The sequence below is a fragment of the Stenotrophomonas sp. yr243 genome, assembly GCF_900184195.1.
In the GTDB taxonomy this organism is placed as follows: Bacteria; Pseudomonadota; Gammaproteobacteria; order Xanthomonadales; family Xanthomonadaceae; genus Stenotrophomonas; species Stenotrophomonas lactitubi.
Genome location: NZ_FXWT01000002.1, coordinates 189,045 through 204,122 on the forward strand (window position 1 = coordinate 189,045; position 15,078 = coordinate 204,122).

Annotated in this window: 11 protein-coding genes; 7 read left to right on the forward strand and 4 right to left on the reverse strand. The window is 64.6% G+C overall.

Features of this window, described 5'->3' with window-relative positions; all coding sequences use genetic code 11:
- The first annotated feature begins 70 nt into the window (after nucleotides 1–70).
- Together QOL57_RS07670 and QOL57_RS07675 are read left to right on the forward strand one after the other, a co-directional pair.
- Entirely contained in the window at nucleotides 71–709 is a 639-nt protein-coding gene (locus QOL57_RS07670) for a hemolysin III family protein (RefSeq protein ID WP_089236494.1), read from the forward strand.
- Between the two features lie 112 nt (nucleotides 710–821).
- Complete coding sequence (locus tag QOL57_RS07675; protein WP_089236495.1) at nucleotides 822–2,795, forward strand: AsmA family protein; 1,974 nt, start codon at nucleotides 822–824, stop codon at nucleotides 2,793–2,795.
- Nucleotides 2,796–3,292: 497 nt separating this feature from the next.
- On the opposite strand, the gene QOL57_RS07680 is transcribed toward QOL57_RS07675, so the two are convergent.
- From QOL57_RS07680 to mtgA, 3 genes are all read right to left on the reverse strand, one after another.
- A complete protein-coding gene (locus tag QOL57_RS07680) occupies nucleotides 3,293–3,724 on the reverse strand; it encodes a CBS domain-containing protein (protein ID WP_089236496.1) in 432 nt (143 codons plus the stop codon).
- On the reverse strand, nucleotides 3,684–4,703 hold the full coding sequence (locus tag QOL57_RS07685; protein ID WP_089236497.1) for a glycosyltransferase family 2 protein: 1,020 nt from the start codon (nucleotides 4,701–4,703) through the stop codon (nucleotides 3,684–3,686). The genes QOL57_RS07680 and QOL57_RS07685 overlap by 41 nt, the downstream gene beginning before the upstream one ends.
- A gap of 106 nt (nucleotides 4,704–4,809) precedes the next feature.
- Nucleotides 4,810–5,559, reverse strand: coding sequence for a monofunctional biosynthetic peptidoglycan transglycosylase (gene mtgA, locus QOL57_RS07690; protein ID WP_089236498.1), 750 nt, complete (start codon nucleotides 5,557–5,559; stop codon nucleotides 4,810–4,812).
- 77 nt (nucleotides 5,560–5,636) lie between these two features.
- On the opposite strand from mtgA, the gene QOL57_RS07695 reads away from it, so the two are divergent.
- The 3 genes from QOL57_RS07695 to QOL57_RS07705 all read left to right on the forward strand — a co-directional run bounded on the left by QOL57_RS07695 (nucleotide 5,637) and on the right by QOL57_RS07705 (nucleotide 10,785).
- The gene (locus tag QOL57_RS07695; RefSeq protein ID WP_089236499.1) at nucleotides 5,637–6,530 is read left to right on the forward strand and encodes an Hsp33 family molecular chaperone HslO; all 894 of its coding nucleotides are present in this window, start codon (nucleotides 5,637–5,639) and stop codon (nucleotides 6,528–6,530) included.
- 121 nt (nucleotides 6,531–6,651) lie between these two features.
- Nucleotides 6,652–7,506 carry a hypothetical protein gene (locus tag QOL57_RS07700; protein ID WP_032952038.1) on the forward strand — a complete coding sequence of 285 codons (855 nt, stop codon included), beginning with the start codon at nucleotides 6,652–6,654 and terminating at the stop codon, nucleotides 7,504–7,506.
- A gap of 375 nt (nucleotides 7,507–7,881) precedes the next feature.
- Nucleotides 7,882–10,785, forward strand: a complete 2,904-nt coding sequence (locus QOL57_RS07705; RefSeq protein WP_089236500.1) for a TonB-dependent receptor — start codon at nucleotides 7,882–7,884, stop codon at nucleotides 10,783–10,785.
- A gap of 139 nt (nucleotides 10,786–10,924) precedes the next feature.
- On the opposite strand, the gene QOL57_RS07710 is transcribed toward QOL57_RS07705, so the two are convergent.
- The gene (locus QOL57_RS07710; protein ID WP_025877807.1) at nucleotides 10,925–11,527 is read right to left on the reverse strand and encodes a TetR/AcrR family transcriptional regulator; all 603 of its coding nucleotides are present in this window, start codon (nucleotides 11,525–11,527) and stop codon (nucleotides 10,925–10,927) included.
- 142 nt (nucleotides 11,528–11,669) lie between these two features.
- Between QOL57_RS07710 and QOL57_RS07715 the strand changes: the two genes are divergently transcribed.
- Together QOL57_RS07715 and QOL57_RS07720 are read left to right on the forward strand one after the other, a co-directional pair.
- Entirely contained in the window at nucleotides 11,670–12,587 is a 918-nt protein-coding gene (locus QOL57_RS07715) for an alpha/beta hydrolase (RefSeq protein ID WP_033831779.1), read from the forward strand.
- Entirely contained in the window at nucleotides 12,584–15,061 is a 2,478-nt protein-coding gene (locus QOL57_RS07720) for an acyl-CoA dehydrogenase (protein ID WP_089236501.1), read from the forward strand. Before QOL57_RS07715 ends, QOL57_RS07720 begins: the two co-directional genes overlap by 4 nt.
- The last annotated feature ends 17 nt before the right edge of the window (nucleotides 15,062–15,078 follow it).

Sequence of the window (15,078 nt, forward strand, 5' to 3'; positions counted from 1 at the left end):
TGCACGCGCCCGCCATCGCGGCGATGATAGGGGGGTGCGGGTCCCCCTCCCTGCAGACGATGCCCATGCCATGTCCACGACTTCCGTTGTTTCGATCCGTGAAGAAATCGCCAGCGCCCTGACCCACGGGCTGGGCGCGGTGCTTGCCCTGGCCGCCAGCGCGGTATTGATCACCCTGGCCGCGATCTACGGCGATGGCTGGCAACTGGCCAGCGCGATCGTGTTCGGCATCGCCCTGCTGCTGCTGTACACCGCCTCCACGCTGTACCACGCCATCCAGCACCCGCAGGCCAAGGGCCGCCTGAAGGTGTTCGACCATTGCGCGATCTATGTGCTGATCGCCGGCACCTATACCCCGTTCACCCTGATCGGCCTGCGCGGCCCCTGGGGCTGGGGCATGTTCACCGCGATCTGGGCGTTGGCGCTCGGCGGCGTGGTGTTCAAGCTGTTCTACACCGGTCGCTTCAAGCTGCTGTCCACGGTGATCTACATCGCCATGGGCTGGCTGGTGGTGGTGGCGATCAAGCCGATGTGGGCCTCGATCGATGGCGGCACCCTGGCCTGGCTGTTCGGCGGCGGCCTGTCCTACACGCTGGGCACCTACTTCTACCACCGCGAATCCATCCCCTATTCGCATGCGATCTGGCACCTGTTCGTGATCGGCGGCAGCGTCTGCCACTTCGTCGCAGTGACCCGACAGGTGCTGTGACCCTCGATCAGCGGTAGCGCCACGCCCTGCCTGGCAAGCAAGCGTTCGCTCTGCACGCCATGCACATGAACGCTTCGCGCCCCGTCCACCGCGACGGGGCAACCATGACAGCGTGAATGCTGCCTCTGCTCCTGCTGCTCCCAAGGCGTCGCGCTGGCGCCTGCGTCGCCCCGGTCCACGCGGGCAGCGTTGGCTCGCCGTGCTGGTGTTCCTGTTCGCGGCGATCCTGGTCCTCATCGCCCTCTGGGACTGGAACTGGTTCAAGGGCCCGGTGGAACGAGCGGTGCAGGCCCGTACCGGGCGTGCCCTGCACATCGGCAACCTGGATGTCGACCTCGGCCGCACCACCACCGTGCGTGCCGATACCCTCACCTTCGCCAATGCGCCCTGGGCCAAACAGCCGAACATGGCCAGTGCCGACCGGGTCGAGATCGACGTGCGCGTGTGGCCACTGCTGCGCGGCAACGTGCAGCTTCCCGAAGTCCGCCTGACCCGCCCTGACGTACTGCTGGAGACGGCACCGCGCAAAGGCGACCCGGGCAACTGGAATTTCCTCGGCGACAGCAAGGGCGGCACCACGCCGCAGCTCAAGCGCCTGAGTATCGATGATGGCCGCCTGCAGTTCCTCGACGCGCTCGGCCGCACCGATATCCTGGTAAACGTGCGCAGCGGCGAACCGAAACGGGCCGACGCCGCACCACCGTTGCTGGTGGCCGGCAAAGGCCGCTGGCGGGGCAACCCCTTCATCCTGAGCGGCGGCACCGAATCGCCGCTTGAACTGACCGACAGCGCCCATCCCTTCCGTATCCACCTCGATGGCCGCGCCGGCGCCACCCATGCCATTGCCAGCGGCACCTTGACCAACCCGTTCCAGCTGCAGGTGTTCGACCTGCAGTTCGCGCTGAGCGGCAACGACCTGGCCGACCTCTATCCATTGCTGGGCATCGCCATTCCGCCCTCCCCGCCGTATGCCCTGGACGGTCGCCTGAAGCGTGATCACCAGGTGTGGCGCTACGAGCGCTTCACCGGCAAAGTCGGCGACAGCGATCTGGGCGGCGATGTGCAGTTCGACGTCTCCCGGGAACGCCCACGGATGACCGCGAACCTGGTGTCGCGTCGTCTTGATTTCGATGATCTTGCCGGCTTCGTCGGTGCACCGCCGAAGACCGGCGGCGGTGAGACTGCCAATGCAGAACAGAGGGCCGAGGCTGCGCGCGTGGCCGCCAGCGCAAAGGTGCTGCCGGCCACCCCGTACAACCTGGGCAAGCTGCGTGCGATGGATGCGGATGTGCGCTGGAAGGCCCAGCGCATCAATGCGCCGAAGCTGCCGCTGGACGACATGGATGCGCATCTGCTGCTGGATGATGGTGTACTGCGGCTGGACCCGCTGAACTTCGGCGTTGCCGGCGGCGACATCCGCAGCACCATCCGCATGGACGCACGACGCCCGCAGATCGCCACTTCGCTCAAGGCCAACGTGCGCGGCGTGCAGCTGGGCCAGTTGTTCCCCGATGCCAAGCTGGCCGAGCAGGCCAAGGGGGGTATCAGCGGCGACATTGATCTGACCGGCAACGGCAACTCGATCGCGGCGATGCTCGGCAGCAGCAGCGGCAACGTAGCGTTGGGCATGGGCCGCGGCCATGTCGGCAACCTGCTGATGGAAGTGGCGGGGCTGGACATCACCGAGTCGCTGAAATTCCTGTTCACCGGCGACAAACAGATTCCGCTGCGCTGCGCCTTCGCCGATTTCGGCGTGCGCGAGGGCCTGATGCATACCCGGTCGATGGCAGTGGACACCACCGACACAATCATCCTCGGCGAGGGCGATGTCAGCCTGCGCGATGAAACACTGGACCTGCTGCTGAAGCCACGACCGAAGGACAGGAGCATCCTGGTACTGCGCTCGCCGCTGCGCATCGGCGGCACCTTCAAGGACCCGTCGTTCCGTCCGGACTTCAAGGCGCTGGGTATCCGTGGTGCGGTGGCGTTGACGCTGGGCAGCATCGCGCCGCCGGCGGTACTGCTGGCCACCATCGAGCTGGGCCCGGGCAAGGATGCCGACTGCGGTGGGCACTACGCGAAATAGAGCGGGCGTTCGGCGCCTTTGTTTTCCGTGCGGAGAGCCGAAGCAAGGCGACAGGCAGGACACGCCGTAAACCCGTCCATGGGGGCTCGGTCGGCGCATCCATGCGCCTCACGGTCCTGCCTGCCGCCTTGCTCCGGCTTCGGACAGTTTCCTGCGCGCGCGGAACGAGAGCAGGAATTCAAGATCAAAAGAAAAAGCACAGAGCAGAATCAAAAGCAGTGCCAACCGAGGTTGGCATCTACCAAGCCAGATCAAGCGGGATCAAATACCCACCGCGCTCGCAGGAACGTGTCCTGAGGTGGAGGGCATGGGCGTGCAGGACCGTTGGCGCCATGGATGGCGCCATCGAGCCCCCATGGACGGGTTTACGGCGTGTCCTGCACGGCCATGCCCTCCGCCTCCCCGCACATCAGGCAGGCGCCGCTTTGCTTTTGCACTTGCCGTTGCTCCGGCTTCGAAAAGCGGGCCGGCGGGCCGCAGGCCCGCCAGCGACAAACTTACCCCGCCACGATGTACTGCTGCAGCTGATCCAGCTCGCGCCGCTGCGCATCGATCACCGACTTCACCAGGTCACCGATGGAAATCACCCCCAGTACCTGCCCGCCCTCGACCACCGGCAGATGGCGGATACGATAATCGGTCACCAGTTGCAGGCAGTGTTCCACCTGCTCACCCGGGGTCACTGTCACTACTTTCGCGGTCATGATCTCCGACACCGCCGTATCGCGGGACGAGCGATCGTGGAGCACGATCTTGCGTGCGTAATCACGCTCGGACAGGATCCCGACCAGTCGTGGTCCATCCATCACCAGTACCGCACCGATGCCCTTCTGCGCCATCAGCCGGATCGCATCGATCACCGCCGCGCCAGGCGCGACCGCATGCACTTCAGGGGACTTGCCGTCCAACAGTTGCCGTACCGACGTCATCTGCCTGCCCTCCCAGGGTGGGTTGCAGGCCCGAGTCTGCCACGGAAGGGGTCAGCCATGCGTCAACCAGGTACAGCGGTCGTTGCTTGGATTCCTCGTACAGGCGCCCCAGGTACTCGCCGATCAGCCCCAGTGCGATCAACTGCACGCCCCCCAGGAACAGGATCACCGCCATCATGGTCGGCCAGCCGGCCACCCGGTCGCCATATATCGCGGCCTTGGCGATCACCCAGATGGCAAATACGAAGGCCACGCCCGCGGTGGCCAGCCCCATGTAGGTCGCCGCCCGCAGCGGGACCGTCGAGAAACCGGTGATGCCTTCCAGCGCGAAGTTCCACAGCCGCCACAGGCTGAACTTGCTGGTGCCGGCCAGGCGGGCATGCCGGTGATACGGCACCGCTATGCGGCGGAAACCGACCCAGCTGAAGAGCCCCTTCATGAACCGGTGGCGTTCGCGCATCTCGCGCAGTGCGCTCAGCGCGCGCGGCGACAACAAACGGAAATCGCCGGTATCGGCCGGAATGGGCGTGCGCGAAAGGCGCCCTATCACCCGGTAGAACATCGACGCGGTCGCACGCTTGCTCCAGCTCTCACCGTCGCGCACCAGGCGGGTGCCGTAGACGTTGTCGTAGCCTTCGCGCCAACGTTCGACAAACTGCGACACCAGTTCCGGCGGGTCCTGGCCATCGGCGTCGAGGATCATTGCCGCACCTTCGCGCACCTGGTCCAGGCCGGCGGTCAGCGCGGCCTCCTTGCCGAAGTTGCGCGACAGCTTCAGCGCCGATACCCGCGGGTCAGTCTGGGCCAGCGAGGTGATCAACGACCAGGTCGTGTCACTGCTGCCATCATCCACGTACAGGATGTGCCCATCGATTCCGACCAGGCCATCCAGTACCGAGCACAGCCGCGGATGCAGCTGGGGCAGCGCCAGTTCCTCGTTGTGCGCGGCGATGACGAAAGTAAGGCGTTCGCGAGTCATCGCGCGATTGTACGTGGTTGACGGGCGTGCAGCCCGTCAGTCCAGGGTTCCAGGCATCTGCTTGCCGCACGAGTACCAGCGGCACCACCAGCACTGCTCATGCCCCTCAGTCCTCCGCCAGATACCCCGCTCCACCCAGCTGCCGTGCCTGTCGCTGGATCCACGCCGCGCGCCGCTGCACGTAGGGGCCAGGCTTTGCCGCGCTGTAGCGGCGCGGCGCCGGCAGCACTGCTGCCAGACGTGCGCTCTCCGCAGGGCTCAGCCGCGCGGCGTCCTTGCCCCAGAACGTCTGCGCCGCCGCCTGTGCGCCATACACACCATCGCCGAACTCGGCGATGTTGGCGTACATCTCCAGGATCCGCTGCTTCGGCCAGAAGGCTTCGATCAGCACCGTGTACCAGACCTCCAGGCCCTTGCGGATCCAGCTGCGGCCCTGCCACAGGAACAGGTTCTTGGCCACCTGCTGGCTGATCGTGCTGGCCCCACGCAGGCGCCCGCCCCGCGCGTTGTGGTCGCGCGCCTTTTCAATGGCCTGCAGGTCGAACCCGCTGTGGTCAGGGAAGCGCTGGTCCTCGGCGGCCACCAGCGAAATGGGCAGGCTCGGCGCCATCTGGTCCAGGTCCCGCCACTGGTAATGCAGCCGGTAGGACCAGTCGCCTTCACCCAGCGCCTCGCCGAAACGCCAGACCATCACCGTGGACAGCGGCGGATCGATGAAACGCAGCACCAGCACCTGCAGGCAGCTGAAGGCCACGAACAGTACCGGCAGCCACAGCAGCCGCTTCCAGCGCCAGCGTCGGCGCGGCACCGTGTCGGCGCTGGCCACTACCTTGTCCTGCTCTCCCCCTGCCCCCATTACTGGTGCATCCTTCTTATGCCTGGTTGTCGGCGCATTATCCGGCAACCATCCCCGTTTCCGCGCGATGTGAGCCGATGACCGCCCAATCCGATTCCCTTATCCGTTTCCTGCTCCCCGACGCCGGTGTCCGTGGCGTGCACGTGCGCCTGCAGGCCACCTGGCAGGACATCCAGTCCCACGGCGAGTATCCGGACAGTGCCACCGAACTGCTTGGCGACGCCTGCGTGGCCTCGGCGCTGTTCACCGGCCACACCAAGGTGGACGGCCGCCTGTCGATCCAGCTGCGCAGCAATACCGCGCTGCGCACGCTGTTTGCCGAGTGCACCGCCGCCGGCACCCTGCGCGGCATCGTCCAGCTGGCCGAAGGCGGTGACGCCCCCCGCGACCTGACCGACCTGGGCCAGGACTCGCTGCTGGCCATCACCATCGAGAATCCGGGCCTGGATCCGCGTGAACCGCAGCGTTACCAGAGCCTGGTCGCACTGACCGCGCCGGAACTGGATGAAGCATTCGAGGACTACTTCCGCCAGTCCGAGCAGTTGCCAACGCGCCTGCTGCTGGCCGCCGACCGCGACGGCGCTGCCGGCCTGCTGCTGCAGAAGCTGCCGGGCGACGAGGGCGACGACGACGGCTGGGCCCGCGCCAGCGCGCTGTTCGACACCCTGGGCAAGGCCGAGCTGCTGGCCACCCCGGCCGAGGAGCTGCTGCACCGGTTGTTCCACGAGGAGAAGGCAGAGCTGGTGGGTGACAAGGCGCTGTCCTTCGCCTGCTCCTGCTCGCGTGAACGGGTTGCCTCGATGCTGGTCTCGCTGGGCGAGGAAGAGGCGCGTACCGCTGCCGAAGACACTGGTGCGGTGGACGTACGGTGCGAATTCTGCGGACAGGAGTATCACTTTCCGTTGACGGAGTTCGGCATACTGTTCCACGGTGCCCAGGGGGCTGTACCGGCACCTGAACGTCTTCAGTGAAAAACGAACGAGTCTTGTATCTGGGGAGGAGCAAGGCTTGTTAAGAATTCATAAACACCCTAGGATCGAGTTCCCGCCCCAGCGGGAACTTTCACTGTCCGTCCCTGTCTGAACTGGTCCGATGCGTACCTTCCTGCGTCTACCGCTGGCCCTGCTGATCGCCCTTGGCGCGATCACGGGCGTGCATGCGCAGAGCAAGGACACCCGCACCGTGATTCCGGTCTGGAACAAGGGCAGTGGCAAGGTCGAGGCCCTGCTGTACCTGGAGCCGACCGGTGAACAGGCCGTCGGTGCACGCTGGCATTTCGGCCGCAATTCACTCGATGCTGCGTTCGGTCTGTCCTCGGGCGACTCGCTGGGCCTGCTGTGCAACAGCAGCAGCGGCTCCAGCATCAGCGGCCTGGCCAGCCATTGCATGCTGGCCAGCCTGGGCGACGACGATGACGCCATCGGTTCCAACCGGCGCCTGACCGGCACCGCCGCGCTCAACCGTGGCACCGGCCGCCTGGGAATCACTGCCGGCACCGGCCGCGAGACCCTGCCCGCCTGGCTGGCGACACCCAGCAAGACCCCGTCGCTGCGCGCCGAACAGAATGACCTGACCGTGTTCGCACAGAAGAACATCGGTCGCGAAGGCTTTGTCTCCATCGCCGGCACGTATGCCAAGGCACGCCTGGTACCACTGGCTGACGCCTCACCGGCCATCGTTGACCGCTGGGACAGCAAGAGCCTGAGCCTTGGCGCGGGCTACGGCAATTTCAGCGGCAGCATCATCGGCCGCGTGGTTGACGTTCCGGGCAAGCCCGGCAAATGGGAAGGTCTGGGCATCGGCCTGACCTGGCGTACCCCGTGGTCCGGTCAGCTCACCGTCGGCGCGGAAAACGTCATCAGCCGCGGCAAGAACCCGTTCTCGCCGCGCAACGAAAGCAACGATGACGGCACCGTCCCGTACGTGCGCTACGAGCAGGATCTGTAGTCGCTCATCGACTGCGAACAAGCTGTGTTCAACATCGGGCGCCCTGGGGCGCCCGATTTGTTTCTGGCTGCCACTGTCAAGTGCGAAAAGCACTCGATTGTTACAAACAGGTACATCGCGACATGCATCAATTGAAACTTTTTTCTGTTTCGCTGGCCGACAACCGTCGTCACATACCTATGCGCAATGAGATAACTCATTGAAATAAAACAAATCAAAGCGCATTCATCTGTAACCACAGCGTGAATTAACACAGCTTTAATTTTTGGCAGAGGGCCGTTACTATCGATTCAGCCTCGCGATTTTGGAGCCCTCATTTTAGGCTCCGCCGCGCAGGCACTACCCCAGCCAAGATTTCTTGGAGAGAGAGAGCAAATGAATTTCCAGTCCAACAAGCTGCGTGACGCTGTCGTCGTCGCGCTGATCGCCGGTGCGGCCACGGCGACTGCCCAAGCCCAGGAAGCCACCAACCTCGATCGCATCGAGGTCACCGGTTCGCGCATCCGTCAGGTCGATACCGAAACTGCACAGCCCGTGCTGAGCATCAGTCGCGCCACGATCGAAAAGAGTGGCTTCAAGACGGTCGCCGATGTACTGCAGAACATCGCAGCAGCAGGCAATCCCTCGATCAGCCGCTCCCAGCCCCTGTCCTCCGGTGAAGCCGTTGGTGGCTTCTACATTGACCTGCGCAACCTTGGTGCACAGCGCACCCTGGTGCTGGTCGATGGCAAGCGTCTCGGCGCCAGCGTCAATGGCCTGCAGGACGTCTCGCAGATTCCGTCGGCGATCGTTGAACGTATTGACGTGTTGAAGGACGGCGCCTCGTCCATCTACGGTTCGGATGCGATGGCGGGCGTGATCAACATCATCACCCGCAAGAATTTTGAAGGTATGGAAGCCAATGCCTACGTCGGCCAGTACGGCGAAGGCGATGGCCAGAAGACCAGTTACGACTTCGTCGCCGGCTTCACCGGTGAGCGTGGCTCGATCACCATTGGTGCCGAGTACGCGGAAGAGAAGGAAGTCTGGGCACGCGATCGCTGGTTCAGCAAGTACAGCAAGACCTCGCGCCATCCGGATGCTCCCTCGAACTGGACCACGGTCAGCCAGTGGGGCATGGTCTACGATCTGGAAGACGAGGACGCGCCGAGTCTGACCCTGAATCGTGGCGGCAACTCGCGCAACATCAACGACTACCACGAAACCGATACGACGCCGATCACCGGTGACGTCAGCAACTCCAACGAGCAGATGCACCTGATCACGCCGACCAAGCGTCGCAGCGTTTTCGCCAACGTGCAGTACGACCTGACCGACAACGTCCGTTTCGTTTCCGACCTGCTGTACACGCGCCGCGAATCCGAGGCACAGGTCGCGGGTTATCCGTTCCAGTCCGAGGCCTACACCGGCTTGGGCGCTACCTGGTCGAAGGACAGCTACTTCAACCCCTTCGGCAAGGACATGGCCTACGTCCGTCGCGGCTGGGAAGTGCCGCGCCTGTCCAATAACAAGCTGACCACGTTCCGCTTCAGCGGCGCGCTGCAGGGCTCCTTCCAGTTCAAGGAGAAATTCTTCGACTGGGAAGCCGGCTATCTGTACCAGAGCTCGGAAAACAACCAGAGCCAGACCGGCAACTACAACGTGCTGGCCGCCAACGCCGCAACGGGCGCGTCGTTCCTCAATCCGAACACCGGTCGTGTCGAGTGCGGCACCGCTGCTGGCCTTGCAGCCGGTACGAACCCGGCCTACGGCGCTGGCCCGGGCGGTTGCGTGCCGTGGAATCCGACGATCCCCTACGGTCGCGCTGGCGACGGTGGCTTGACCGGCAACCCGGAACTGCAGCAGTTCCTGTTCCCGACCACGCATAACACCGGCGAAACGACGATGACGTCCTACTACGCGAACATCGCGGGTAGCCTGTTCACCCTGCCGGCCGGCGACCTGGGTATCGCACTGGGTTATGAGTACCGCGAACAGAAGGGCAACTTCAATCCGGATGCGCTCTCGCAGTCGGGTTACTCCACCGACCTGGCCGCCGGTCCGACCAAGGGCAAGTACGACGTCAACGAGGTCTACCTCGAACTGAACGTGCCCGTGCTCGCCGACCTGCCGGGCGCCAAGGAACTGAGCCTGAGTGCGGCTACCCGTTACTCGAAGTACAGCACCTTCGGCAACACCACCAACAGCAAGTTCGGCCTGAAGTGGAAGCCGATCGACCAGCTGCTGGTGCGTGCCACCTGGGCAGAGGGCTTCCGCGCTCCGACCATCGCTGACCTGTACGGCGGCTCTTCGCAGTCCTTCGAAGGCTTCACCGATCCGTGCGACACCAAGTTCGGCTCGGCCGCCTCCAACGCGGCGACCGCTGCCCGCTGCGCCGCTGACATCGCCAATGCTGCGACCTTCCGCCAGCTGCGTCAGGGTTACCAGCCTGCCGATGGCCCGGGCGAGCAGAGTCCGGTTCCGTTCGTCTCCGGCTCGAATCCGAACCTGACCCCGGAAACCTCCACCTCCAAGACCGTCGGCCTGGTCTGGAGCCCGACCTTCGCTACCGGCCTGAACCTGAGCCTGGACTGGTGGAGCATCAAGATCGAGAACACGATCGTCGACGATGCTCCGGATGATCAGCTGAACGACTGCTATGTGCTGGGCATTGCCTCGCGTTGCAGCACCTTCAGCCGTGATGCCGGCCGTGGTTATGTCAACAAGCTGAGCTATGGTGGTCGCAACGCGGGTTACATCGAAACCGAGGGCTACGACTTCGACGTCGCCTATCGCTTCGAAACTGCAGCATGGGGCTCCTTCAACCTCAACCTGCAGAACACCTACGTCACCAAGAACGTTCTGAAGACCACCAACGACGATTCGCCGGTGCAGATCTACAACGGCTTCGCGTCCAAGGACCAGTCCAACTTCCGCCTGCGCTCGAACCTGACCGTGGGTTGGGAGTACGGTGACTGGGGTGTCACCTGGGGTACCCGTTACTACTCCAGCGTGAAGGAACGTTGCTTCTTCGGCACCACCACCGAGTGCTCGATCCCGGACTTCGGTTCGCCGGATTCGCTGCACGACTTCCCGATGAACAAGCGTGGCGCCACCACCTTCCACGACGTGCAGGTCTCCTGGACCGCGCCGTGGAATGCGACCATCGCGGTGGGTGCACGCAACGTGTTCGACCACTACGGTCCGCAGATGTACTCGACCCCGAACTCGCAGTACGCCTACTACGGCGGTTACGATATCGGCCGCTACATGTACATGCAGTACAAGCAGAAGTTCTGATCGATCCATTGATCAGCTGAAGCAGCAACGGCCCCGAAAGGGGCCGTTGTTTTTTGCGTGTTCGATACCGTGTCATCGCCAACGAAAAAGGCCGCGGTACTGCCCGCGGCCTTTCTGCATGCAGCGGAGAAAGCAGGCCTCAGCCGTTCGGAATCAGCGTGTCGATCAGATGTTCGACATACGCTTCGAAATCCTCGCGCGCCTGCTTGGGCTGCTGCAGCTGCAACGACAATTGCAGGAAGCCCACATACGCCGCATAGGCCAGCCGTGCGCGATGGCGGGCATCGGTCGAGCTCAGGCCCGCCTGGCGGAACGAGGCGATCAGGTAATCGAGCCGCCGCTGCGACACGCGGTCGATCACCGGCCGCACCATCGGATGGTCCAGCGCCTTCAGCAACTCGCTGTAGATGATGTGCGGCTGCACTTCGTGCGCCACCATCTGGAACAGCTGGCGCAGGCGCACGCGCGGGTCCGGCACGTCTTCCAGGCTGCCGAACACCTGTTCCTGCTCGAACAGTTCCCAGCGTTCCAGCGCGGCCTGCAGCAGCGCATCACGCGAGGGGAAATGCCAGTAGAAACTGCCTTTGGTCACGCCAAGGCGGCGCGCCAGCGGTTCCACCGCGACGGCGCTGACACCTTGCTCGGCAATCAGATCGAGGGCCGCCTGGGCCCAGTCTTCGGCACTCAGGCGGCTGTTGCGGCCGGCACGCGGTTCGCCGGCGGAAGCGTCAGGTTGATTCATTTGCTGATTTAACCATACGCCGGGGTTCGTTGCAGTACGCGGTTGCGGCCGAAACCGTCGGCAGCCTGGCCAGAAGGGATTCCTGCAGCGCACCATACCGTGCAGTATTGACTTCCTGCAGAAGCAATCCATACTAGCGAGTATGGTTATGTCCCCTACTCCCGCTGCATTCCATGACCTGCGCCTGGAGGCTGCCCACGGCGCCTCGCTGGCTGCAACTGCCAGCACCTCCGGCCGTCGCGGACGCGTGCTGTTCGCACATGGCTTTGGCCAGACCCGCCATGCCTGGACGACCACGGCCAAAGCACTTTCGGCCGCTGGCCTGCAGACTCTGGCCTACGACGCCCGCGGTCATGGCGATTCCGACTGGAATGCGGCCGATCTGGCGTATCACGGCGAGCAGTTCGCCGATGACCTGATCGTGCTGGCCGGCGAGCAGCCGCGACCGCCGGTACTGGTGGCGGCCTCGATGGGGGGCCTGTTCGGCCTGTTGGCCGAATCGCGCTGGCCCGGGCTGTTCTCGGCCATGGTGCTGGTGGACATCACCCCGCGCTGGGACACCGCTGGCGTCGAACGCATCCTTGCCTTCATGACCGCGCACCCGGAAGGATTCGCCTCGCTGTCGCAGGCTGCCGATGTGATTTCGGCCTATGTGCCGCACCGCCCGCGCAAATCCGAGGATTCACTGCGCGCCCTGCTGCGCGAAGATGGCCACGGCCGCTGGCGCTGGCATTGGGACCCGCGCCTGGTGGCCGAACTGGCCCGCGACAGCGAGCAGCACCAGGATGCACTGGCCGAGGCCGCGCGCCAGGTGAAGTGCCCCCTGCTGCTGGTCAGCGGTGGCCGCAGCGACCTGGTCACCCCGCAGACGGTGGCCGAATTCCTGGCATTGGCGCCGCACGCGCGCCACGTACAGTTGCCGCAGGCCACGCACATGGTCGCCGGTGATGACAACGACGCCTTTACCGCTACTGTGTTGGACTATCTGGACGTGTTGCCCGCAGCGGATGCTGCAGCTTCGTCCGCCATAAACGAGCACGTCACCGGAGCACGCTCATGAGCCTCGTCATTCCCTTCCTCGCCCTGCTGCTGGCAGGCGCGTTCGTTGCCTACCACCGCATGCGCCTGCTGACCTGGACGCTGATCAGCGTGGCCCTGCTGGTCGCCTGCTGGTTCATTCCCTACGTCAACCAGACCGCCACGATCGTCGCTGCCGCCGTACTGGCCGTGATCGTCGTGCCGCTGCTGCTGCCGTTCATCCGCAAGCCGCTGCTGACTGGCCCGATGATGAAGGTGTTCCGCAAGGTGCTGCCGCCGCTGTCACAGACCGAGCGCATCGCCCTGGAAACCGGATCGGTCGGCTTCGAAGGCGAACTGTTCACCGGTGACCCGGACTGGAACATCCTGCTGAACTACCCCAAGCCGCAGCTGACGGCTGAAGAACAGGCCTTCCTCGATGGCCCGGTCGAAGAGCTGTGCAAGATGGTCAACGACTGGGAGATCACCCACGTCCATGCCGACCTGCCGCCGGAACTGTGGAGCTTCATCAAGAAGAACAAGTTCTTCGGCATGATCATTCCGAAGGAATACGGCGGCCTGGGCTTCAGCGCACTGGCCCACCACAAGGTGATCCAGAAGCTGGCATCAGTGTCGAGCGTGGTCAGCTCCACCGTTGGCGTACCGAACTCGTTGGGCCCGGGTGAGCTGCTCAACCATTACGGCACCCAGGAACAGAAAGACCAGTACCTGCCGCGCCTGGCCGATGGCCGCGAAGTGCCCTGCTTCGGCCTGACCGGTCCGTTCGCCGGCTCGGACGCCACCTCGATCCCCGATTACGGCATCGTCTGCAAGGGCGAGTGGAACGGCGAGCAGGTCCTTGGCGTCAAGCTCACCTTCGACAAGCGCTACATCACGCTGGCCCCGGTGGCCACGCTGATCGGCCTGGCCTTCCGCATGTACGACCCGGATGGCCTGATCGGCACCACCCGCGATATCGGCATCACCTTGGCCCTGTTGCCGCGTGACACCGCCGGTGTGGAAATCGGCCGTCGCCATTTTCCGCTCAACTCGACCTTCCAGAACGGCCCGATCCGTGGCAAGGATGTCTTCATCCCGCTGACCCAGCTGATCGGCGGCGCCGAGAAGGCCGGCAAGGGCTGGAACATGCTCAACGAGTGCCTGGCCGTCGGCCGCTCGATCACCCTGCCCTCCACCGCCAGCGGCGGTGCCAAGGCCGGCGCGGTGGTGACCGGTGCCTACGCACGTATCCGCAAGCAGTTCGGCCTGTCGGTCGGCCGCTTCGAAGGCGTGGAAGAAGCGCTGGCCCGCATCGGTGGCAAGGCGTACAAGATCAGCGCGCTGTCGCAGGCCACCGCTGCCGCTGTGGACCGCGGTGACGTGCCGTCGGTGCCGTCGGCGATCGCCAAGTACCACTGCACCAACATGAGCCGTGAAGTGATCTCGGACGTGATGGACGTGATCGGCGGCAAGGGCATCATCCTGGGGCCGCGCAACTTCGCCGGCCGCAGCTGGCAGGCCGCACCGATCGCGATCACCGTGGAAGGGGCCAACATCATGACCCGCAGCCTGCTGATCTTCGGCCAGGGTGCGATCCTCTGCCACCCGTGGGTGCTGAAGGAAATGAAGGCCGCGCAGGATCCGGACACCCGTGCCGGCCTGCAGGACTTCGATCGCAGCCTGTTCGGCCACATCCGCTACGGAATCTCCAATGCCGTGCGTTCGTTCTGGTTCGGCCTGACCGGCGCGCGCTTCGGTGCCGCCCCGGGCGATGCCTACACCCGCCGCTACTTCCGCAAGCTGGACCGCTACTCGGCCAACCTGGCGCTGATGGCCGACATCTCGATGATGACGCTCGGCGGCAAGCTGAAGTTCAAGGAATCGCTGTCCGGTCGCCTGGGCGACGTGCTGAGCCATGTCTACATGACCAGCGCCATGCTCAAGCGCTACCACGACGAAGGCGCGCCGCAGGCCGACCAGCCGCTGCTGGCCTGGGCCTTCCATGACAGCGTGCACAAGATCGAGGAATCGCTGTCGGCTGCGCTGCGCAACTTCCCGATCCGTCCGATCGGCTGGCTGATGTGGGCACTGATCTTCCCGCTGGGCCGTCGTGCCGAGGCCCCGGGCGACCGCCTGAGCCGTCGCGTGGCTGCGCTGCTGATGGCACCGAACGAAGCCCGCGACCGCCTCGCCAGCGGCGTGTTCCTGACCCCGTGCGAGAACAACCCGGGTGGCCGCATCAACAGCTACCTGAGCAAGGCGATCATGGCCGAGCCGGTGGAGCGCAAGTTCATCAAGGCGCTCAAGACCAAGGGCATCGAAGCGCTGGATTTCGTCACCCAGTTGGACGAGGCCGTGGCCGAAGGCGTGATCACCCAGGACGAACGCACCCTGCTCGAGGAGCTGCGCACGCTCACCCTGGAAACCATCACCGTGGACGACTTCGATCCGGAAGAGCTGCGCTCGGCGGGCTACTACAAGCGCGAACAGAAGGGCGCGCAGTCGCAGGCCGCGTGATCGCAGCCACCGTGTAA

Coding starts and splice junctions, on each gene's coding strand:
- QOL57_RS07680 (WP_089236496.1), bottom strand. CDS start 3,724: ATGACGTCGGTACGGCAACTGTTGGACGGCAAGTCCCCTGAAGTGCAT.
- QOL57_RS07695 (WP_089236499.1), top strand. CDS start 5,637: ATGACCGCCCAATCCGATTCCCTTATCCGTTTCCTGCTCCCCGACGCC.
- QOL57_RS07705 (WP_089236500.1), top strand. CDS start 7,882: ATGAATTTCCAGTCCAACAAGCTGCGTGACGCTGTCGTCGTCGCGCTG.
- QOL57_RS07710 (WP_025877807.1), bottom strand. CDS start 11,527: ATGAATCAACCTGACGCTTCCGCCGGCGAACCGCGTGCCGGCCGCAAC.
- QOL57_RS07700 (WP_032952038.1), top strand. CDS start 6,652: ATGCGTACCTTCCTGCGTCTACCGCTGGCCCTGCTGATCGCCCTTGGC.
- QOL57_RS07685 (WP_089236497.1), bottom strand. CDS start 4,703: ATGACTCGCGAACGCCTTACTTTCGTCATCGCCGCGCACAACGAGGAA.
- QOL57_RS07715 (WP_033831779.1), top strand. CDS start 11,670: ATGGTTATGTCCCCTACTCCCGCTGCATTCCATGACCTGCGCCTGGAG.
- QOL57_RS07720 (WP_089236501.1), top strand. CDS start 12,584: ATGAGCCTCGTCATTCCCTTCCTCGCCCTGCTGCTGGCAGGCGCGTTC.
- QOL57_RS07670 (WP_089236494.1), top strand. CDS start 71: ATGTCCACGACTTCCGTTGTTTCGATCCGTGAAGAAATCGCCAGCGCC.
- mtgA (WP_089236498.1), bottom strand. CDS start 5,559: ATGGGGGCAGGGGGAGAGCAGGACAAGGTAGTGGCCAGCGCCGACACG.